Below are 19,332 nucleotides of genomic sequence, written 5' to 3' on the forward strand. Positions count from 1 at the left end.
CTGTATCTTTGCTCAAAATCCACCTCAGCTTTATGAACCGAGAAATCCACGCCTGGCACAGCCCTGCCCTCAACAAGCAAATGGAAATTGCCGTCTATGGGCACTATGGCTTTGCCTTACTCATGCTGCCCACTGCTGCAGCAGACTACCTGGAGTACGAACGTTTCCACCTTATAGACGCGATAAGCGGGCCAGTCAATGAAGGGAAAGCTAAGGTGTTCTCCATCAATAGCATCAATGCGGAGAGCTGGCTCAACCCTGATATGCACCCTAGGCATAAAGCCATCCGGCATCAGCAGTTCAATGATTATGTGGTGCGGGAGGTAGTGCCCTTCATACAGCAGGCAACAAGCGCGGATACGCCGATCTATACTTGTGGGGCATCTTTGGGCGCCCTGCATGCTGCCAACCTGTACTTCCGCCGCCCCGATTTGTTCAGTGGGGTGATCGGAATGAGCGGCGATTATGACCTGAGCACTTACACTAAAGGTTACCACGACCAAGATGTGTACTTCAATTCACCGGTGCAGTACCTGCCTAACCTACAGGACGGGCAGCTGCTGCAGCAGATCCGGCAGAGCCGGCACATACACATTGTGACCGGCTCGGGCCAATGGGAGAACCCGGACGCCTCCCGCCGGTTTTCTCACATCCTGAATGCAAAAGGCATTCCGCATGAGCTCGATGTTTGGGGCCCTGATATGCCGCACGATTGGGATACTTGGCGCAAAATGCTGCCTTATTACCTTCAAACCCGCTTTTAGCCACGGTCTGCTGAGCTCAGCAGGGCAACAGCTGCCCGCTGACCTCCTCCCGCATTTCCAGAAGCCTGAGCTCATCGTCGTATAGCGCATCGATAGCGAAGTGCTGCCCTTGGAGCAATAGCTGGTAGATCTGCAGGTCGGTAGGGGGCATAGGGGTCGTACTGATTTGTTCTAGCGGGATCCATTCCAAGGTGCCCTCGTCGCAGTGCGGCGGTGCTATCCGCTCGATATTGGCTTTGAAAATAAAGCAAAGCCAATTGTACCCGGCAGGGGAAGTCTCGGTAAGGACGCCCGCGTAGGAAAGGTCTGACTTTTGCAGCCCTACACCTGCTTCTTCGGCTGTTTCCCGGATGGCCGTGTCTATAGGCCTTTCGTAGGGCTCAATTTTGCCCCCGATAGGAGCGTACAAACCTGCATTTGGCGCTTTGTTGCGCTTGAGCAGGAGGAATTCGTCTGCGCTGCGGAGCACGATCATTACTGCCGCGCGTTTGAGCCCCGCAGGGAAGGGAGTGGAAGCCATGAGTTCTTTTTTGGGAAAATACACAATTGCTTGCAGCTCCTGAACCCTTGTGGGATAAAAAGCAGGGCAAAGCTTTTTCCTTTTGTGGAAATGGCTTATCTTTGCAGTCCGTTTTAAGAAGCAAAGCAACCTGAGTCATGAAAAAAGATATCCATCCAGATAATTACCGTATGGTCGTGTTCAAAGATTTCTCTTCCGGAGACTCTTTCATCACACGTTCTTGCGTTAATACGAAAGACACGATTACCTGGGAAGACGGTAAGGAGTACCCATTGGCCAAGCTTGAAATCTCAAGCTTTTCCCACCCATTCTTCACCGGTAAGATGAAGTTTGTTGATACGGCAGGCCGGATCGACAAGTTCAACAAGAAATTTGCCAACTCTCGTTTTGCAGGGCAGAAAAAAGGAGAATAAGCTGCTTGCTGTAGCGGCTTAAGGTTGCTGTATGAGCACCTGCTAAGGGGTAGTTCTTTGGTCATAAAGTCCGGAGCTACCCCTTATCCTGTTTGGGAATGCTGCTGAATATTTATCTTTGCCACCATACAAAACACAAAACCTAAAAATTACGAGATAGCCCTGCCGCTTTCCGGGCGGGGTAAGCCGTAGATACCCCATGAAGCTATGTCTGTGAATATTATTCTGTTCGACAACGAAGTCCGTGACCGATTGCTGCCGCTTACCTATACCCGCCCGGTCTGTGAAATACGGACGGGCATTCTCACCATACGTGAAAAATGGGAGCGCTGGCTCAATGCCTCCGTCGCTTACATTACACAGGACTACCTGGCAGAGCGTTATGAAATCAGCCATGGAGCAGAAAATTACATCATCAATGGCTCCGTTATGCCATCTCCACAGCTGGTCCGCCTTATTCAGCAGATGGACAATAACGAGGCTTTCCTTAGAGGGGAAGAGCTGATTGTTGCCAAGCTCGATGAGGAGCAGATCGAGCGCCTCATCAATGAAGATGACCTGACCGACCTCAAGGGCTATGACCTGGAAGGCACTGACTACCTGAAAATTGATAACCTTTGGGATATCTATCTGCTCAACGCTCAAGCTATAGCAGCAGATTTTGAGCTGCTGACCAAGGGACGGAAGTCTGCTCCCCTCAGCGGGACGAACCGGGTTGTGGGCGACCCCAGCCTCATTTTCCTCGAAGAAGGGGCCCATGTGGAATGTGCGGTCTTGAATACCTTGGACGGGCCAATTTACTTCGGGAAGAACAGCCTGGTAATGGAGGGCTGCATGATCCGCGGCAGTTTTGCCCTGGGCGAGGAGGGGGTGCTTAAAATGGGGGCCCGTATCTACCGGGGCACAAGCTTGGGGCCAGGCTGCAAGGTAGGCGGAGAGGTGAACAACGTTGTGATGCAGGCGAACAGCAACAAATCGCACGATGGCTACCTGGGCAATTCCGTGATTGGCGAGTGGTGCAATCTCGGCGCAGATACCAATGCCTCCAACTTGAAGAACAATTACGAAGAGGTGCGGCTTTGGAGCTACCCCGAGGAGCGGTTTGTCAAAACTGGGCAACAGTTCTGTGGGCTCTTCATGGGCGATCATTCCAAAACCGGCATCAGCACCATGCTCAACACCGGCACAGTCGTTGGCGTTTGCGCGAACGTATTTGGCGAGGGCTTCCCCCGCAACTTCATCCCATCCTTTTCTTGGGGCGGCAAGCAGGGCTTTCAGACCTACCGGACCAATAAGGCTTTCGAAACTATAGAGCGGGTCATGGCCCGCCGGGATATCGACTTTGATGTGCAGGACCGGCTCATTTTGCTCCGGGTGTTTGAAGACAGCGCGCGCTTCCGCAAATGGGATAAAGAATAGCTTATGTTGGTCCCATGGTGGAAACGCTGCCTCTCCTATCTCACTGAGGTGCACGTGGAAAGTGCCCCTAGCGATGTCAACCCCCATCTCTATGTGAGCATGCGCAAGGGCAGGTTCCAATTGTCAACCGCTCACGCCATTTATTCTTACGAAGACCTATACACCAACTTCCTCTACGCCTTCCGGCAAGTGGCCTTCAACCGGCTGCCGGGCGATGATGTGCTCATACTGGGCTTGGGCTTGGGCTCCATCCCCCTTATGCTGGAGCGCGTATTCCATACAGATTTCCGATACCTGGCCGTAGAGCTCGACCCCAGCGTCATTTATCTCGCAAATACCTATGCTTTGTCTTCCCTGCAGGCTCCGGTAACTACTATCTGTGCCGATGCTTACAGCTACATCATGCAATCTGAGGAACAGTTCAGCCTCATTTGTATGGATGTATTCCTAGATGATAATATCCCTGAGCATTTTCAGTCATCGGCCTACCTGGAAGCCCTGAGCGGGGCCTTGGAGCCCGGAGGGCTGCTTATGTTCAACCGGCTTTACCGGAATGCGGAGGATAAGACGGCTACAGAACGGTACTACCGGGAAGTTTTTCAGCTTCAGTTCCCCAATGGCACAGCTTTGGATGTAGGGGGCAATTGGATTTTGGTGAACGACCGGGCCCTCCTAAAGGGCAAGGCATAACATCTGCTAGGGCGCGGAAACAGCGGATCATTTTAGCTGTTCGATCATGCGCTTGCACTGTGGCAGCGCGTACCTTCTGTAAAGGTCCTCTTCCGGCAGGTCCTCCAAAAACTGTCGGGCATTTTCCAATCGCTTTATGGCTTCCTTGGCGCTGATGTGGCGCACAGCTCCTTCAGGCAGCTGATAGCACCCTACCGTTTGGTTGATCAGGGTGCGGGCGTAGAGTTGGGCCTGCCAGTTTAGCAGGGGAGGGGAGAGGGCTTTGGCTTCGGAGAGCAGGGTCAGGATGGTATCCTGTTGGGCCAGGGCATGCTCAAGCTGTGTACTTTCAATGGCATCGTCTATGCGGCCAGCTTCATCGGCCAGCGCCTGTGCAAGTTGCCGTTTGTTTTCTGGTGTAGGGTGGAAATCCGCAGCTTCCCTCGCGAGGTATATTTGCCTTTGCCCCTTTGACATCCGCAGAAGGCTGTCGGGGGAAAGGGGCAAGCAGTGGGCCGTAGCCTGTGCTTTGGGCAGCAGCTCATCAATAGGAAGGCTGAAGGCCTCAATAGGGAGGGGGCAGGGCAATAGCTGCCAGAGCGGGGCAGCCGGCACATGGCTCAGCAGGAAGATGGCAGGGGGCGTGAAGAAATAATCGGTGCCAAATTGTTGCTGCAAGGCATCATCGGCACTAGCCCAAGTCGCATCGAGCAGTTGCCATTGCCCATCGGCCCATACGGCATTCCAGCTGTGGTCAGGGGCTGAAGGGAGCGCCCTAGGCGGCTGAAGGGCTGGCAGGGCGTAGCCGTCTACTACAGCGCAGTGCAGCCCTGCATAGTGGGCAAGCGCCTGGAAGAGCAGGGCATAGTCCATGCACAAGCCCCGCTGCCGTTTTAGTATATCCCGTATGCTATTGTTAATGCGCCGGCCTTCCCGGGAGGCTTGTTCATCATAAGAGAGGAAGTGGGAGGTCCACGTATAAAGGGCCCGGGCTTTTCCGGTTTCACTATCGGCTGTGGCAGTCAGCCATTCGGCCAAAGCGGGAAGGTCGAACCTTAGGCTGTCGGGCGCATTCCGGGCATGCCGGTCTATGGCCCGGTACTGTGCATTGCTGTTGCTCCATGAGCAGAGCAACAGCAGCACAAAGAGCAGCTGGGCAGCCCTGTTTTTCACTTTTAGGCTTTGTTCACTCCACATATTCCTGCCGTACGACGAGGGTCAGAAAACCGCCTTCCTTTTCGATATACCCTTGGTCATAACAAAAGCGGTATACACGCCCAGACTTGGTGATGTACTCATTGGTGAAGTAGCTGAACTTGAAGCCTTGTTCCAGTAGTTTATCGCGGTGCACCCTCGCTTTGCCCTGTGGGTTGAGGTTGGCCATGATCCTACGGTTTTTGCGGAGGATGTTGTTGATATTGCGCATGAAGTTATTGAAATCCCTGTTCATGCGGTTGTTGTAGGCACTGCGGCAGTCTGAAGAGCAGAACTTTTTGTCTGCCCTCCCTGTAATGACTTCCCCGCACTCCGGGCATTTCCTCTTCATATCCGGGCATTTTTTTGGGCGAGCAGTTTGTTGTACTCTTCAATGATGGCTGGCACATCAGGGAACCTGTACCCCCGTTTGCCGATTTTCCCTGCCAGTTCCGGGGCGTGCTTTTGTAGCACCCGCCTCATCTTTTTGCGGAAGCGCCAAGGGCCTATTTTGGTGGCTCTACGGCCCTGAGGTTTCACCCAGTAAGCAATAGGGGCCATTTGTTCCGGCCTGGCCTGCAGGGCGCCGAAATCATTGCCGGTCCCTTCGGTCAGCACATAGAGGTCTAGAGGCTGGTTTTTAGCCACAATGCGCAGATAGCGCCATTTGCGTTGGACCTGCCGGCTCTCAAAAGCAAAAAACTGCCCTTTTGTACTGAATACAAACCCTTTAATGCGTTCAGCTTCAATTTGGTATACGTCCCCAAAATCATTGATGAACACAACGGTGCTGGTCTTGAGCTGATGGTTGATGTTGGCGATGTAGCCGGTAAGCTGTGTACCGTTTTTACTGACGATATAGCCCCGCCAAGGCATAGCGTGGGCCCAAAGCGGCAACAGGGCCAATAGTAGTAGGGTGCAGATTGTTCTCATACGCGGCCGTATTGATGTACATGTATCAAAATACGAAATCTGCCGGAATGTTGCCAGGGCTTATGTTGAACTTGCTTAAAGGGAGAAGGGGGAAGGGCGTAAACTAAAATGTCGCAGGCGTCTATGCTTTTTGGGCTTTAGCCTGGCATTGGCCTAGCGCTGCGAAGGGGCGGCAGGCCTGATAAGGCCGAGCGGATAGCGAGCCCCGTAGCATAGCGGCACCTGCCGTCGGGCAGGTGCAGGCCCCTATCCTCGCGGAGGGGGCAGGCAAAAGAAACGACAACTGGCCTGCGCCCAGTGGAAAAAAAGGGGGGGGGGGGGAGGAGCATCAAGCTTAAATGCCTACAGTAAGCAAGCGCAGGCCAGCGGCCGATTGGGGTTAATAGCTGATCCCGGTGATCACTTTGCGGTCGCGGTGTTCGCCTGCTGCCGGGTCATAGATTTCACGGATCTCATAGGAAGCCGTGACTTGCTTCCCGGCAAGGGCCTTAGGGTTGCCCATGAGCTCATCGCAGCCGGGGAAATAGCCCAGCCAGAGCAGCTTCTGCGTGCGTCCGTTCGCTTCTTTGATGCTGATGATGGCCAGCTCGTTGCCAGAAATGCCCTGCAGTTGCCCGCTGACCTGCCCACCTGCCGGGCTAGGCTGAGGAGCGGTGGCTTGTTGCCCAGGAGCAGCTTGCTGAGAGAGCTTCATCAGCACATCCGGGCAGCGGGTGACCATGCGCATTGCGACATCTTCTCCCAGTTTCTGCATAGCTTTTTGATCAGTGGGGTTGAAATCGCCATAGGCTTTTTGGTAGGCGGCTTCATTGGCGCCCACCGCTTCCATAATGCAAAAGCCAAGCTGCATTTGCATTTCTTCGGTCTTCATATCCAAGAGCTTCTTCTCTTCTGCACAGGAGCAAGTCGCGATGGCCAGCTCATCGAGCAGGTCCTGTGCGATTGCAGGAAGGCTGAGCAGCGCAAGTAGGATAGGGAGGACTAACTTTTTCATGTCATTTGGATTTGGCCCTGTTGCAAGCCAGGTTGCAGCAGGTGGTACACGGTGCAGTATGCCCCGAAAGGGGCGAGGTGAATAATACCGGCAAAATACGGAAACCGGCCCGTTTATTCTTCTGCGGACTGCTGCTTTTGCAGGGCTTCTTCCCGCTCAAGGATAGCCGCCATGCTATTGTCTTCCAGCGTTTGCAGCGTCTGATCTCGGATCATCAGGAAAACAGCACGGATGCCACATGTCTTTTCATCCTTGCACTCGTCGCACCGCTCATAGTAATTCAATGAGACACAAGGGAGGAGTGCGATAGGGCCATCAAAAAGGCGCATCACTTTGGCCAGGCTGATCTCTTCCGGTGCAGCTTTCAAAAAGTAGCCCCCTTTCCGGCCCCGCTTGCTCCGCAGAAAGCCGGCATTTTTCAAGTCCAGCAGTATCGCCTCTAAGAATTTGTGCGGGATGTTCTCCCCTTCCGCAATTTCGGAGGCAAGGATAGGGCGCTCTTCGTCTTTACGGCGGGAGATGTAAAGGAGTGCGTTGATCGCGTATTTTGATTTTTTGGACAGCATAGGGTCGTATCGTTCTTGCTGCACAAGATAGGGCATTTTGCAGCATTGCCCATGTGACAGCTGTCACAAACCCGATCTGACAGATAGATGATCGGGGAAATAGGAAGGCCCAAGCTGAAGGGGAGGGAGGTGCCCGCTCAGCTCAGGCTTTCAGTGATGGCATAGCCTACTATTAGCGCGCCAAGCATGCTCTTGGCAGGTCAGGCGGCTACACGGGCCCTTTCCAATTGGTAGAATTCGCGGAAAGAGATCATGCGCTCCTGCTGCTCGTCCCAGAGCTTGTTGAAAACACAGCGCAGGCTCTCCCGGAACGTGATCGTAGTGACGTACCGCTGTAGCACAGGGTTTTCGCGGGCGCAGCGCGGCAAGTTGTAGTTGGGGATCAGCGAGCTGAGGTGATGAATGTGGTGGTACCCAATATTGCCCGTCAGCCAGTTGAGTACCCGGGGGAGCTTATAGTAGGTGCTGCCGCGGATAGAAGCGATCAGGTAGTCCCATTCTTGCTTCCACTTTTTGTACGTTTCTTCATGCTGATGCTGCACATAGAAAAACCAAAATGCGATGGTGCCAAAGAAAATGATGATGGGCACCTGTACCCAAAGAAATTCCCAGCCGAGGAGGTAGGTCAGCCCTACGTAAACTGCTGCTAGCCAAAAGTTGTTGGAAAACAAGGCTTTATATGCGGAGCGTACATTAGGCACTTTGATGGTCGGCCAGCGCATAGGCCCGCTAAGGTAAACGATAGGAGTGATGACAAAGAGCACGACCGGAGTGCGGAACAGACGGTACTTGAAACGCCCCCAGCGGCTGAGGTTGCGGTATTCTTCCACAGTCAGGAAAGGCACATCCCCGATGTCCCGGGGCTCCTCGTCCAGCTGCCCGCTGTGCCCGTGATGGTAATTGTGGATTTTGGACCAGTACTTGTAAGGGATGGTGCTGAAAAAACTGCAAAAATTGCCGATGATATTGTTCCAGGCCTTCGATTTCAGAAAGGAGTGGTGCCCGCAATCATGCTGAATGATGAAAATGCGCGCTAAGAAAAAACCATTGACCAGCCCCAGCCCCAGCGTGATCCAGTACGACCAATCGAGGGAGAAGTACATGAGCACCCAGAGGGCTACAAAAGGCCCAAAGGTGTTGATGACCTGCCACCAAGCCCGTTTGTTGTCAGGCTGTTGGTAATCGGCAATGATTTTCTTCCAATCTTTGAGTTGCTGCTTGATTTCTTGTTCTACTGTCATTCCTGCAAAAAAAATTAGTTGTTGATATAGGCCTTGCGCCATAGGGCAAGGGGAAGGGGAGAGACTGCTTTTGCAGTACCCGGCCGCCGTTTTTTGAGTTTGGTGATGGGGTGGATTGTGTTAGCCGTTTGGCGCAATCCTACTGTGGGCTTTTAGCGGCTTGTGCCCGGTTTTAAGGTGTGCATGCTTTCGGGGCAACAGCTTTATAACGTCTGTCGGGCCCTAAAGATATAACAAGCAGTAAAAATACCATATCCAAAAACCAACTTACCTGGGCAGTGGTGCCTACATCACAGGCCGCAGCCCCCATTTTTTTACACAAGGCTTACCAAATGCGGCCCAGGCCCAGCCACGTGCTGTCTGCTGCCGAGCTATTGGTGCCAAAGGGGGAGGGGCGGAAAGCGCAGGGCGCAAGGCAGATTCCCATTTTTTTGGCTTGCCCCCTCCGAAAGGATAGGGGCCTACCCCCGCCTGACGGCAGGGGTCGCTATGCTACGGGGCTCGCTATCCGCTCGGCCCTGTCGGGCTTGCCACCCCTTCGCAGCGCTAGTCCAATGCCCCTCCAAAAGCCGGGAAGGCTGAAGGCGCTTGCGGTATTTTGAAGCCAAGCCCATGAAAAACCCCCGCTGGCTAAACAAGCCATCGGGGGTCCAATCAGCAGGAAAAAACGGTAAACTAAAGACCTGCCGGGGCTACACACGAGCCCCTTTTGCAACCATTAATCCTTGATCTCTTGCTTCGAGCACCGATTCGCCCATAAGGAACTCATCTACCTGCCGGGCGGCCTCCCGGCCTTCGGCAATAGCCCAAACCACCAGCGACTGCCCCCGGCGCATATCACCTGCAGCAAATATCTTGTCCACAGTGGTTTTGTAGGCTTCATCTTTTACATTCCCGCGCTCGTCTACCTCTACGCCCAGCTGTGCCAGCATGCCCTCGTACTGCGGGTGCACAAAGCCAATAGCCAGTAGGGCGAGATCACAGGGTATGGTCTCTTCGCTGCCCGCTACCTCTTTAAAGGCAAACCGGCCTGTTTTCTTATCCCTCGCCCACTCAATCCTGACGAGCTGCAGCCCGGTTACCTGCCCCTGCTCGCCCGTAAAGGCTTTGGTCAGCATAGCCCATTCCCGCTGACAGCCTTCCTCGTGGCTGGTAGAGGTCCTCAGCAGTACGGGCCAGTTGGGCCAGCTCAGGGGGTCGCGGTCCTCAGGCGGTTTGTCCATCAGCTCAATTTGTGTGACAGAGGCCGCCCCGTGCCGGTTGGAAGTGCCCACACAGTCTGCACCGGTATCCCCTCCTCCAATCACGACCACATGTTTGCCCTTGGCGGTCAGTGCTTCGGTTTCCGGGATGGGGTCACCGGCTACCCGGCGGTTGTTCTGCTCGAGGAACTCCATGGCAAAATGGACCCCTTTGAGCTCCCGGCCTGGTATGTTCAGGTCGCGCGGTACGGTAGAGCCCCCGCAGAGCACTACGGCATCGTGCTCGGCAACAAGTGCCCCTGCGTCTATATTTCCACCCACATTAGCATTGGTGCGGAAACGGATGCCCTCGGCTTCCATCAGGGCGGCCCTACGCTCTACTACGTATTTTTCGAGCTTGAAATCGGGTATGCCATAGCGCAGCAGGCCGCCGATGCGGTCGTTGCGCTCAAATACCGTCACGGCATGCCCCGCTTTGTTGAGCTGTGCAGCTGCTGCCAGCCCGGCTGGGCCAGAGCCCACCACAGCTACTTTTTTCCCGGTGCGCATAGTCGGCGGCTGAGGGCGGGCGTAGCCGCGCTCAAAAGCTACTTCTGTAATGGATTTCTCAATGTGCTCTATAGCCACCGGCGGCTGATTGATGCCCAAGACACAGGCGGCTTCACAAGGGGCCGGGCAGATGCGGCCGGTAAACTCCGGGAAATTGTTGGTGCTGCTGAGTATTTCAAATGCCAGCTTCCAGTCTTCTTCGTATACAGCGTCGTTGAATTCCGGTATGATATTGCCCAAGGGGCAGCCACTGTGGCAGAAAGGCACCCCACAGTCCATGCACCGAGAAGCCTGTTCCACAGTTTTTTCCTGTGGGAATTCTTGGTAGAGCTCTTTGTAGTCTTTTATGCGTTCTTCAGGGCTGCGGGTAGAAGGCAGCTCCCGCGTATATTTCAAAAATCCTTTTGGATCAGCCATAACGTTCAGTTTTCAGTATTCAAGAATAAGGCTCAGGCATTCACCGCCTTGGCGCTGGCTTTGACTTCAGCTTCCCGCTCGCGTTTGCGGCGCTCGAGCACCGCTTTGTAGTCGCGTGGCATCACTTTGGTGAATGCTTTGGCAGCTGTTGCCCAATCCTCTAGTATGGCACGGGCACGGGCACTGCCGGTCAGCTCAGCGTGACGGCTGACGAGGGCCTTGAGCTGTTTAAGGTCTGCTTCATCCAAGGGGTCTAAGTCGATCATCTCCATATTGACCCGGTTTTTGAACCGCCCTTCAGGGTCGTAGATGTAAGCCAGGCCTCCGCTCATGCCCGCAGCAAAATTTTTGCCGGTCTCGCCCAAAACAACTACCGTCCCTCCGGTCATGTATTCGCAGCCATGGTCTCCTATGCCTTCTACCACGGTGGTTACGCCGGAATTCCGTACAGCAAACCGCTCGCCAGCGGTACCGCAGATAAAGGCTTCCCCAGAAGTGGCACCATAGAATGCGACATTGCCGATGATGATGTTCTCGCTAGGGACGAACTTGGCGTCCCGGTCGGGGACGGCCACCAATTGTGCGCCAGAAAGCCCCTTGCCGAAGTAGTCGTTGGCTTCTCCTTCCAGGTGGAAATGCAGCCCCTTGGCCCCAAAGGCCCCGAAGCTCTGCCCTGCAGAGCCCCGGAAATGGAACTCAATGGTGCCATCTGGCAAACCGCTGCTGCCGTATTTTTTGCTGACCTCATTGGAGAGCATCGTCCCTGTGGCCCTGTCCGTATTCCGGATATCAAAAGCGGCTTTGACCGGCTTGGCCTGCTCGAGCGCAGGCTGAGCGGTGCTGATGAGCTGCCGGTCCAATACCATTTGTATGCCGTGGTCTTGCTCTACCTTTTTGTACTGGCCGACGGTCTCTTCCGCAGGCTCTTTGTAGAGGATGGGGCTCAGGTCTAGTTCCCGGTACTTCCAATGCTTGAGCTTTTGCTTGGCTTTCAGCATCTCTACTTTGCCCACCATTTCCTCTACCGTCCGGAAGCCCAGGCTGGCCATGATCTCCCTTAAGTCTTCGGCCAGGAATCGGAAGAAGTTGATGACGTGGGCGGGGTCGCCGGTAAAGCGCTTGCGCAGCTCGGGGTCTTGGGTCGCAATGCCTACAGGGCAAGTATTGACATGGCACTTGCGCATCATGATACAGCCTTCTACTACTAGTGCTGCGGTCGCTACGCCCCATTCTTCTGCTCCGAGCAGGGTGGCTATGGCTAAGTCTCGCCCGGTACGGATCTGCCCGTCGGTCTGCAGCGTCACCCGGTCCCTGAGCTTGTTCTTGACCAGTGTCTGATGGGTTTCTGCCAAGCCCAGCTCCCAAGGGAGCCCAGCGTGGCGGATAGAGGTTAGTGGAGAAGCCCCCGTGCCCCCATCGTGTCCCGAGATCAGTATGGCATCTGCATGGGCTTTAGCCACTCCTGAGGCAATGATGCCGACCCCCGCTTTGGAAACCAGCTTGACGTTGATCCGGGCTTTCCGGTTGGCGTTCTTCAGGTCAAAAATCAGTTGTGCCAAGTCTTCGATAGAATAAATGTCGTGGTGTGGCGGGGGCGAGATCAGGCCTACGCCAGGCGTAGAGTGGCGTACCCGCCCAATCCAATCGTCTACTTTATGGCCTGGCAGCTGCCCGCCTTCTCCCGGCTTGGCCCCCTGCGCCATTTTGATCTGCAGCTCATCGGCATTGGCCAGGTAGTTGCTCGTTACGCCAAACCGGCCAGAGGCGACCTGCTTGATGGCAGAGCGTTCCCAGTCGCCGTTCTCTTTTCGGGCAAAGCGCACTTCGTCCTCGCCCCCTTCGCCGCTGTTGCTCTTCGCCCCTATCCGGTTCATGGCGATAGCGAGCGTGGCGTGGGCTTCATGCGAGATAGAGCCGAACGACATCGCGCCTGTTGCAAAACGCTTCATGATGGATTCGGCCGGCTCCACTTCCCGCAGCGGTATCTTTTCGCCCCGGCGGAAGGTCAGCAGCCCCCTGAGGGTGAGCGCCTGTTCGGTCTGCTCGTCAATCTCTTTTGCGTATTGTTTGAAGGCTTTATAATCCCCTTTGCGGGAAGCCAATTGCAGCAGGTGTATGGCTTTGGGGCTGAACAGATGGGCTTCGCCCCGGCGCTTCCACTGATAAATGCCGCCAACCTCCAGCCTGGGGTTGGGCACAGGCTTCTCAGGGAAAGCCAGCCGGTGGCGGGTCAGGGCTTCTTCGGCTATGCCGTCGAAGCCTATGCCCTGTATGCGGGATATAGAGCCCCGGAAGCACTTGTCTACCACCTCTGTATTGAGGCCTAAGACTTCGAAAATCTGTGCTCCTTGATAAGATTGTAGCGTGGAAATGCCAATTTTAGACATGATTTTCAACAAGCCTTTGCCGATAGCTTTGTTGTAGGTAGCAATGAGGGCCTGGTTTTGGGCCCCTTCCCCAAATACCCCTTGTGCGTTGAGGCTAGCGATAGTGGCATAAGCCATGTATGGGTTGATGGCGCTTGTGCCATAACCTACGAGCGTGGCAAAGTGGTGGGCCTCGCGTACATCGCCCGCTTCTACCACTATGGAGGTCAGGCTGCGCAGCCCTTTCTGTATGAGGTGGTGGTGTACCGCCCCCGCAGACATGAGCGAGGGCAGAGGCGCTTGGAATGGCCCCGTATTGCGGTCGGACAGGATGAGGATATTGGCTCCGTTCCGGACAAGGTCTTCTGCAACAGCACAGATATGGTCTATCGCAGCTTGCATCCGGCCGGCCTGCCCATCAGCCCGGAATACGGTATCAATCACCCCGGACTTAAAGTGCGGCTTGTTGAGGTATTTAATTTTGCTGAGCTCCTCATTGGTCAGCACAGGGCTGTCCAAGTGGATAAAACGGGCCCGCTCAGGGCCGATATCGAGGATGTTGTCGCTGCTGCCCAACATGGCGTATAGTGACATGACAGAGCGCTCGCGGATGGGGTCTATGGGCGGGTTGGTCACCTGAGCGAATAGCTGCTTGAAGTAGTTGGCCAAGTGCTGCGACTGATGAGAGAGGACAGCCAGGGGGGTATCGGCCCCCATAGAGCCCAAGGGGTCTTTGCCGCCTTTGATCATAGGGGCAATGACCACTTTGAGGTCCTCTTTGGTAAACCCATGTAGCAGCTGATTCCGCAGCAGCGTTTGCTGATCCAGCTCGGTCAGGCCAGGCTGCCCGTCCGGCAATTCATCTAAACTGAGGCGGTGTTCGTTGAGCCATTCCCGGTAGGGCATGCGCTGGCAAATAATCTCCTTGAGCTCTGCATCTCCAATGACACGGTGCTCGTCCAGGTCGGCAATCAGGATTTTGCCGGGCTGTAGCCGCCCTTTGGCCACTACTTTGGACTGATCGACCGGCAGCGCCCCTGCCTCTGAGGCGACAATGAGCACATTATCTTCCGTAAGGCAATAACGGGAGGGGCGCAGCCCGTTGCGGTCAAGTGTCGCGCCAACCAGTATGCCATCGGTAAAGCAGATGGAGGCCGGGCCGTCCCAAGGCTCCATGATGGTACGGTTGTATTCATAAAATGCCCGCTTAAAGTCTTCCATCTGTTCATCGTGCTGCCAAGCCTCAGGGATCATGAGCATGAGGGCATGTGGGAGCGACATGCCGCCCAGCACGAGGAACTCGAGCACGTTATCAAAATTGGCTGAGTCGGACAGCTTTTCCCCACAAACGGGCTTCAGCTTTGCCAGCTCATCCTCTGTGAAAAGCGTGGATTTGATCAGTTTCTCCTTGGATGCCCACCAGTTGAGGTTGCCCATGATGGTGTTGATCTCCCCATTGTGGGCAATATAGCGGAAGGGCTGTGCCAGCTTCCACTTCGGGACGGTATTGGTAGAAAATCGGCTATGCACCAAAGCAATAGCGGACTTGCACAGCGCGTCTTGCAGATCTGGGAAATAAGGCCTTACCTGATAAGTGGTCAGCTGCCCTTTGTACACTACTGTTTTGTAGGAAAAGGAGGTGATGTAGAAGTGGTCGCGCGATTGGGGGTAAGTATTGTGGATGGAGTGGGTCGCAAATTTGCGCAGCACATACAGCCGGCGCTCCAGTGCTTTTGGGTCGAGGTTTTCCTGTGGTTTGACAAACACCTGCTCCATACGGGGCTCTACAGCAATAGCTGACTCGCCGAGCTCTTCGTGGTCAGTGGGTATTTTCCGGTAGCCCAAGAGGTCAAACCCCAGCTCATCGATGTAGTCATCGAAAAGGACGCGGCACTGCCGGCGGAGGTTGCGGTCGGCTGGGAAAAAAACGACGCCCACGCCGTATTTGCCAAATTCAGGGAGCTCAAAGCCTTGTTCCATGCATTTTTTAGCAAAGAACTCGTGGGGCGTTTGTATAAGTATGCCTGCGCCATCGCCTGTATTGGGCTCGCAGCCGCAGGCGCCACGGTGCTCCATATTGGTGAGCATCTGCAAGGCGTCTTCAATCAGTTGATGCGATTTGGTGCCATTGAGGTTGGCGATGAGCCCTGTCCCGCAGGAATCTTTTTCGAGTTGTGGGGTGTATAGCCCTTTCTGGTCACATTGGTCCATAGACGTGTATGCTTTGCTGCTTGGTGGCTGCTGCCCGCTGAAGAGCGGCAGCCTAGTGCTTTGTAAAGTGTGGAAAGCAGGATTCTTTTCTGTTTTCCGCCACGTAGGTGCAGGCTAAATCTTGGATGAAAACAGCTTGCCCTTTGCTTGCCATACTTGACAAAGTGCTACGAGTGTTGAAAAAATCTGTGCGCACAACAATACTGTTGTAGCACAGGAAGAATATGCCATTCGCTGCTCAATCCGGGGGCCGGAGCAGCAGCTCATTGATTGGTTGTCAGAAATTTGGTAGCCGTGCCGCTAAAGGGCAGCAGTTGATTAGGGGCAGGGGCCGCGGCCGGCAGGCCGGGGGCAAGGGTACACTTGCCTGGCTTGAAGGATAAACAGGGCTGTATAAAGCCAATATCTTATGGCTGTCAAGGGTTGATTTCTTATTCTGCACCCCTCAGGCCATTTGTTTTAAGGTGCTTCCGAAGATAAGCTTAAGTGGTGTTTTGTACAAATGAAGACAGCACAAATAAAACGTGCTTTATATAGAAAAGTTTAGTTAAATACGATGCTATGGTGCGTTATTGGCAGAATAAGATTGGTTTATTGAAGATGTGTTAATGTTGAATATTGGGTTTTTGTTCTGTGTTTTTCTGCCTGCTCGAATAATCTACTAAACAAAAAGGCAGGAGTGAATAATATTTGGCATCTGGGCGGGGCGGCCGGGTGCGTGTTGTTACGGCCTTTAGGGAAAGCCAAACGGGCAGCAGCGGCCTGGCCTCAAGCTTCGCCCGGGTATTTCAAGCCAATGGCAGACCGGACCTGATCGAGCAGTGCCATCAGCCCTTCAGTCTGTTGCAATGGCCAAAGGGGGCTTTCCTGCAGCCCTTCCCTCAGGCACCGCATGGCTTCTTTGGCTTCATAGACATATCCGTTCCCATCCCAGTCAAAGTGGAAGTTGGAGAGCCTGCCCTCAGGGCTGATCAGGCTGAAAGATGAGGGCTCATGCCAGCGGGTGTGCCAATGTATAGTGCCCTCTTCCCCATAGATGAAGGCTTCCGTCTTGGTAAGCGCCTGCAAAGTAGCATGAAGGTGCGCCATGCCCCCGTTGTCATAATGGAAGAGCACGCCCAGCTCTTGGTCTACGCCGGTGGGGCTGAACTGAGCCATCGCCTGCAGCTTGCCCGGCTGTCCTAAAATGAGGTAAGCGAGGAAAACCGGGTAGATGCCGATATCGAGCAGGGCACCGCCTGCAAGGCTTGGGCTGAAGAGCCTGCCCTCAGGGTCGGGCTGTGCCTTGAAGCCAAAGTCTGCTTTTACAGATAATGGGCGGCCTATAGCGCCCTGTTCAATCAGCTCAAGCACCTTGATGGTGCTTGGCAGAAAGCGGGTCCAAAGGGCTTCCATAAGGAATACGCCCTTTTCCCTGGCCAGCCCTGTCATCTCCCTGGCCTGTGCACTGTTCAGGGCAAATGCCTTTTCGCAAAGGACAGGCACCCCTGCCCGGAGGCAGCGCATAGCATGCTCGTAGTGGTGGCTGTGCGGGGTAGCAATGTAGACGATATCAAGCTCCGGGCAGGCGAGGAAGGCGCCGGGGTCGGCGTAAGCATGAGGGGCTTCGTAGGCGCGGGCAAATTCCCTAGCGCGTTCTTCTGAACGGCTCAGTACCGCGCTCAGCCGTGCGCCTTCGACCTGTGCGAGGTCTTGTGCGAATTTGTGCGCAATTTTTCCCGGGCCGATGATGCCCCAGTTGATGGCCTTGGTCATTGTTGTAAAGGATTTGGGCTTAGAAAATTGATTTTCCCGTAAGGGTGGTAAACAGTTCGAGCACTTTGATGCCCACTAGGGAGTTGCCGTGCTCGTTGAGCTCAGGGCTCCAAACCGCTATGGCGAGCTCGCCGGGTATAACGGCTACAATACCCCCGCCCACACCGCTTTTGCCCGGCAAGCCAACCCGGAATGCAAACTCGCCGGCTTCGTCGTAGAAGCCACAGGTCAGCATAAGCGCGTTGAGGCGTTTGGCCTGGCTTTCCGTAAGGATGCGCTCTCCCGAATGGGGGATGATGCCATGGTTGGCAAACATGAGGAAGGCCCGGGCGAGCTCCCGGCAGCTCATGGCAAGGGAGCACTGATGGAAGTAAACATCCAGCACGTTTTCTACTGGCGCTTTGATGTTGTAATGGCTCTTCATGAAGTTGACGAGTGCAGCGTTGGTGTACCCCAGCTCCCGTTCAGAAGCCGCTACTTTATAATCGTAATAAATGTCATCGCTCTGTGCCAGTTGGCGGGTGAGCTGCAGCAAGTCATTTTTGGGCTGTGGGAAGTGCTCGATCAGCAAGTCGGTGATGACGAGCGCTCCGGCATTGATGAAAGGGTTGCGGGGGATGCCGCGTTCGTATTCCAGCTGCACCAAGCTGTTGAAGGGGTTCCCGGAAGGCTCTATGCCCACCCGCTCCCAGAGCTGCTCCCCTACTTTGGGGTAGGCCATGGCGAGGGCGATGACCTTAGAGATGCTTTGGATAGAAAACTGCTCCTCCGCGTCGCCAGTGCAAAAGGACAGCCCGCCTATGGTCTCGATCGCGATGCCGAGCTTGTTGGGGGGCACTTTGGCCAGAGCGGGGATATAGTCCGCTACTTTGCCCTGGCCAAAGAGGCTTTTGACCGTGTCTGCAATTTCTTCAATAATGTTTTGGTAGCCCATAGTTTGCTGCTGGTGTTTTGGCTCTTGGGGTGGTGGGAGCTCAGATTAGGGGCGCTTGCCTAGCCGGCGTTTGCCTGCCGTGCCTTTTCCCATGCCCACGCTGTGCGCATGATGTCCCGTATGCCGCGCTTAGGAGACCAGCCCAATTTGGCAGCAGCCTTATTATAGTTGGCATAAATAGCCACTACATCGCCCGGGCGGCGGGGGCCAATCTGGTAATTGAGGGGCTGCCCATTTACCTCCATAAATGCCTCAATGGCTTCCAGGACGGTCACCCCTTCGCCTATGCCGAGGTTGAAGGTGTCAACAGTAGGCACGCTGTCATCAGACAAGAGGTATTGCATGGCTTTGGTGTGGGCGTTGGCCAGGTCCATGACGTGGATGTAGTCCCGTACGCAGCTGCCGTCTCGGGTGTCGTAATCGTCTCCAAATACCATTAGGGAGGCTCGTTTCCCTATAGCGGTCTCCGTAATGACCGGGACGAGGTTGGAGGCTGGTGTGGAGGGGGATTCCCCGATCTGTGCGCTTTCGTGGGCACCGGCGGGGTTGAAGTAGCGCAGGAGGATGTTCTTGTGGCTGGAGTGGGCCCGGGCAAAATCATGTACAATCTGCTCCCCCATTTGTTTGGTGCGGGCGTAGGGCGATTCCGCTTCCTCCATAGGCGTCTGTTCTGTGACGGGCAGGTCTTTGGCGTTGCCATAAACGGAACAGGAGGAGGAGAAAATGAAGTTTTTGACCCCGTGCCTGTCCATGCAATCCAATATATTGATCAGGCTATTGAGGTTGTTGCGGAAGTACTTCAGCGGCTGCTCCACCGATTCCCCCACATGCTTATGGGCCGCAAAATGGATGACGCCGCACAAATCCGGGTGGGCATTGAACATTTGTTCGGCCGCGTGGGCGTCGCACAAGTCGATAGCGTAATTGGGCACAGTTTTCCCGGTAATAGCGGCGACGCCTTGCAGCACCTCTTCCCGGGCATTGGAAAGGTTGTCGGCAGAAATGACATCAAAGCCGTTGTCGATAAGGTCTACAAGTGTGTGGCTGCCGATATAGCCGCAGCCTCCTGTGACGAGGATTTTCTTCATGGTGAGGTAGGTGGATTTTTGTTTTGGGCGGAACCCGCTGCGTTCAAAAGTAGCAGATTCTTGGGAAATAGCAGTTGGAACGGGGGAATTCCTGGGG

The 19,332-nt window shown here is 54.7% G+C and carries 16 protein-coding genes; 4 read left to right on the forward strand and 12 right to left on the reverse strand.

What is annotated here, in order from left to right:
* The first annotated feature begins 32 nt into the window (after nt 1–32).
* The gene (locus FRY97_RS04250; RefSeq protein WP_147166191.1) at nt 33–764 is read left to right on the forward strand and encodes an esterase family protein; all 732 of its coding nucleotides are present in this window, start codon (nt 33–35) and stop codon (nt 762–764) included.
* 16 nt (nt 765–780) lie between these two features.
* On the opposite strand, the gene FRY97_RS04255 is transcribed toward FRY97_RS04250, so the two are convergent.
* Nucleotides 781–1,284, reverse strand: a complete 504-nt coding sequence (locus FRY97_RS04255) for an NUDIX hydrolase (protein WP_147166192.1) — start codon at nt 1,282–1,284, stop codon at nt 781–783.
* 137 nt (nt 1,285–1,421) lie between these two features.
* Here FRY97_RS04255 and FRY97_RS04260 point away from each other — a divergent pair, with 137 nt between their 5' ends.
* The 3 genes from FRY97_RS04260 (at nt 1,422) to FRY97_RS04270 (ending at nt 3,806) form a co-directional block, all read left to right on the forward strand.
* Nucleotides 1,422–1,697: a type B 50S ribosomal protein L31 gene (locus tag FRY97_RS04260; RefSeq protein WP_147166193.1), complete on the forward strand. Its 276-nt coding sequence runs from the start codon at nt 1,422–1,424 to the stop codon at nt 1,695–1,697.
* Between the two features lie 207 nt (nt 1,698–1,904).
* Nucleotides 1,905–3,116, forward strand: coding sequence for a GlmU family protein (locus FRY97_RS04265; RefSeq protein WP_147166194.1), 1,212 nt, complete (start codon nt 1,905–1,907; stop codon nt 3,114–3,116).
* A gap of 3 nt (nt 3,117–3,119) precedes the next feature.
* Nucleotides 3,120–3,806: a spermidine synthase gene (locus FRY97_RS04270; RefSeq protein WP_147166195.1), complete on the forward strand. Its 687-nt coding sequence runs from the start codon at nt 3,120–3,122 to the stop codon at nt 3,804–3,806.
* A gap of 27 nt (nt 3,807–3,833) precedes the next feature.
* Here FRY97_RS04270 and FRY97_RS04275 read toward each other — a convergent pair whose 3' ends face one another.
* The 11 genes from FRY97_RS04275 to galE all read right to left on the reverse strand — a co-directional run bounded on the left by FRY97_RS04275 (nt 3,834) and on the right by galE (nt 19,235).
* Nucleotides 3,834–4,958, reverse strand: coding sequence for a transglutaminase domain-containing protein (locus FRY97_RS04275; protein WP_170254492.1), 1,125 nt, complete (start codon nt 4,956–4,958; stop codon nt 3,834–3,836).
* 13 nt (nt 4,959–4,971) lie between these two features.
* Nucleotides 4,972–5,331, reverse strand: a complete 360-nt coding sequence (locus FRY97_RS04280; RefSeq protein WP_147166197.1) for a hypothetical protein — start codon at nt 5,329–5,331, stop codon at nt 4,972–4,974.
* Nucleotides 5,328–5,912 (reverse strand): hypothetical protein, encoded by a 585-nt coding sequence (locus tag FRY97_RS04285; RefSeq protein ID WP_147166198.1) that lies wholly within the window; start codon nt 5,910–5,912, stop codon nt 5,328–5,330. Before FRY97_RS04285 ends, FRY97_RS04280 begins: the two co-directional genes overlap by 4 nt.
* A gap of 379 nt (nt 5,913–6,291) precedes the next feature.
* Entirely contained in the window at nt 6,292–6,906 is a 615-nt protein-coding gene (locus FRY97_RS04290; RefSeq protein ID WP_147166199.1) for a hypothetical protein, read from the reverse strand.
* Nucleotides 6,907–7,019: 113 nt separating this feature from the next.
* Nucleotides 7,020–7,496 (reverse strand): RrF2 family transcriptional regulator, encoded by a 477-nt coding sequence (locus FRY97_RS04295; protein WP_246141549.1) that lies wholly within the window; start codon nt 7,494–7,496, stop codon nt 7,020–7,022.
* A gap of 176 nt (nt 7,497–7,672) precedes the next feature.
* Nucleotides 7,673–8,713, reverse strand: a complete 1,041-nt coding sequence (locus FRY97_RS04300; RefSeq protein ID WP_147166200.1) for a fatty acid desaturase family protein — start codon at nt 8,711–8,713, stop codon at nt 7,673–7,675.
* 692 nt (nt 8,714–9,405) lie between these two features.
* Nucleotides 9,406–10,881, reverse strand: a complete 1,476-nt coding sequence (locus tag FRY97_RS04305) for a glutamate synthase subunit beta (RefSeq protein WP_147166201.1) — start codon at nt 10,879–10,881, stop codon at nt 9,406–9,408.
* 32 nt (nt 10,882–10,913) lie between these two features.
* Nucleotides 10,914–15,458: a glutamate synthase large subunit gene (gltB, locus tag FRY97_RS04310; protein WP_147166202.1), complete on the reverse strand. Its 4,545-nt coding sequence runs from the start codon at nt 15,456–15,458 to the stop codon at nt 10,914–10,916.
* 768 nt (nt 15,459–16,226) lie between these two features.
* The gene (locus FRY97_RS04315) at nt 16,227–17,213 is read right to left on the reverse strand and encodes a Gfo/Idh/MocA family protein (RefSeq protein ID WP_147166203.1); all 987 of its coding nucleotides are present in this window, start codon (nt 17,211–17,213) and stop codon (nt 16,227–16,229) included.
* A gap of 19 nt (nt 17,214–17,232) precedes the next feature.
* The gene (locus tag FRY97_RS04320; protein ID WP_147166204.1) at nt 17,233–18,147 is read right to left on the reverse strand and encodes a glutaminase; all 915 of its coding nucleotides are present in this window, start codon (nt 18,145–18,147) and stop codon (nt 17,233–17,235) included.
* Between the two features lie 59 nt (nt 18,148–18,206).
* On the reverse strand, nt 18,207–19,235 hold the full coding sequence (galE, locus tag FRY97_RS04325) for a UDP-glucose 4-epimerase GalE (RefSeq protein WP_147166205.1): 1,029 nt from the start codon (nt 19,233–19,235) through the stop codon (nt 18,207–18,209).
* Between the last annotated feature and the right edge of the window lie 97 nt (nt 19,236–19,332).

It is taken from the genome of Phaeodactylibacter luteus (genome assembly GCF_007993045.1).
Lineage (GTDB): Bacteria > Bacteroidota > Bacteroidia > Chitinophagales > Saprospiraceae > Phaeodactylibacter > Phaeodactylibacter luteus.

What these genes read in the sequence shown, in the direction of transcription:
- FRY97_RS04260 (WP_147166193.1), top strand. Translation starts at nt 1,422, where the DNA reads ATGAAAAAAGATATCCATCCAGATAATTACCGTATGGTCGTGTTCAAA.
- galE (WP_147166205.1), bottom strand. Translation starts at nt 19,235, where the DNA reads ATGAAGAAAATCCTCGTCACAGGAGGCTGCGGCTATATCGGCAGCCAC.
- FRY97_RS04320 (WP_147166204.1), bottom strand. Translation starts at nt 18,147, where the DNA reads ATGGGCTACCAAAACATTATTGAAGAAATTGCAGACACGGTCAAAAGC.
- FRY97_RS04305 (WP_147166201.1), bottom strand. Translation starts at nt 10,881, where the DNA reads ATGGCTGATCCAAAAGGATTTTTGAAATATACGCGGGAGCTGCCTTCT.
- gltB (WP_147166202.1), bottom strand. Translation starts at nt 15,458, where the DNA reads ATGGACCAATGTGACCAGAAAGGGCTATACACCCCACAACTCGAAAAA.
- FRY97_RS04265 (WP_147166194.1), top strand. Translation starts at nt 1,905, where the DNA reads ATGTCTGTGAATATTATTCTGTTCGACAACGAAGTCCGTGACCGATTG.
- FRY97_RS04280 (WP_147166197.1), bottom strand. Translation starts at nt 5,331, where the DNA reads ATGAAGAGGAAATGCCCGGAGTGCGGGGAAGTCATTACAGGGAGGGCA.
- FRY97_RS04315 (WP_147166203.1), bottom strand. Translation starts at nt 17,213, where the DNA reads ATGACCAAGGCCATCAACTGGGGCATCATCGGCCCGGGAAAAATTGCG.
- FRY97_RS04250 (WP_147166191.1), top strand. Translation starts at nt 33, where the DNA reads ATGAACCGAGAAATCCACGCCTGGCACAGCCCTGCCCTCAACAAGCAA.
- FRY97_RS04300 (WP_147166200.1), bottom strand. Translation starts at nt 8,713, where the DNA reads ATGACAGTAGAACAAGAAATCAAGCAGCAACTCAAAGATTGGAAGAAA.
- FRY97_RS04255 (WP_147166192.1), bottom strand. Translation starts at nt 1,284, where the DNA reads ATGGCTTCCACTCCCTTCCCTGCGGGGCTCAAACGCGCGGCAGTAATG.
- FRY97_RS04285 (WP_147166198.1), bottom strand. Translation starts at nt 5,912, where the DNA reads ATGAGAACAATCTGCACCCTACTACTATTGGCCCTGTTGCCGCTTTGG.
- FRY97_RS04290 (WP_147166199.1), bottom strand. Translation starts at nt 6,906, where the DNA reads ATGAAAAAGTTAGTCCTCCCTATCCTACTTGCGCTGCTCAGCCTTCCT.
- FRY97_RS04270 (WP_147166195.1), top strand. Translation starts at nt 3,120, where the DNA reads ATGTTGGTCCCATGGTGGAAACGCTGCCTCTCCTATCTCACTGAGGTG.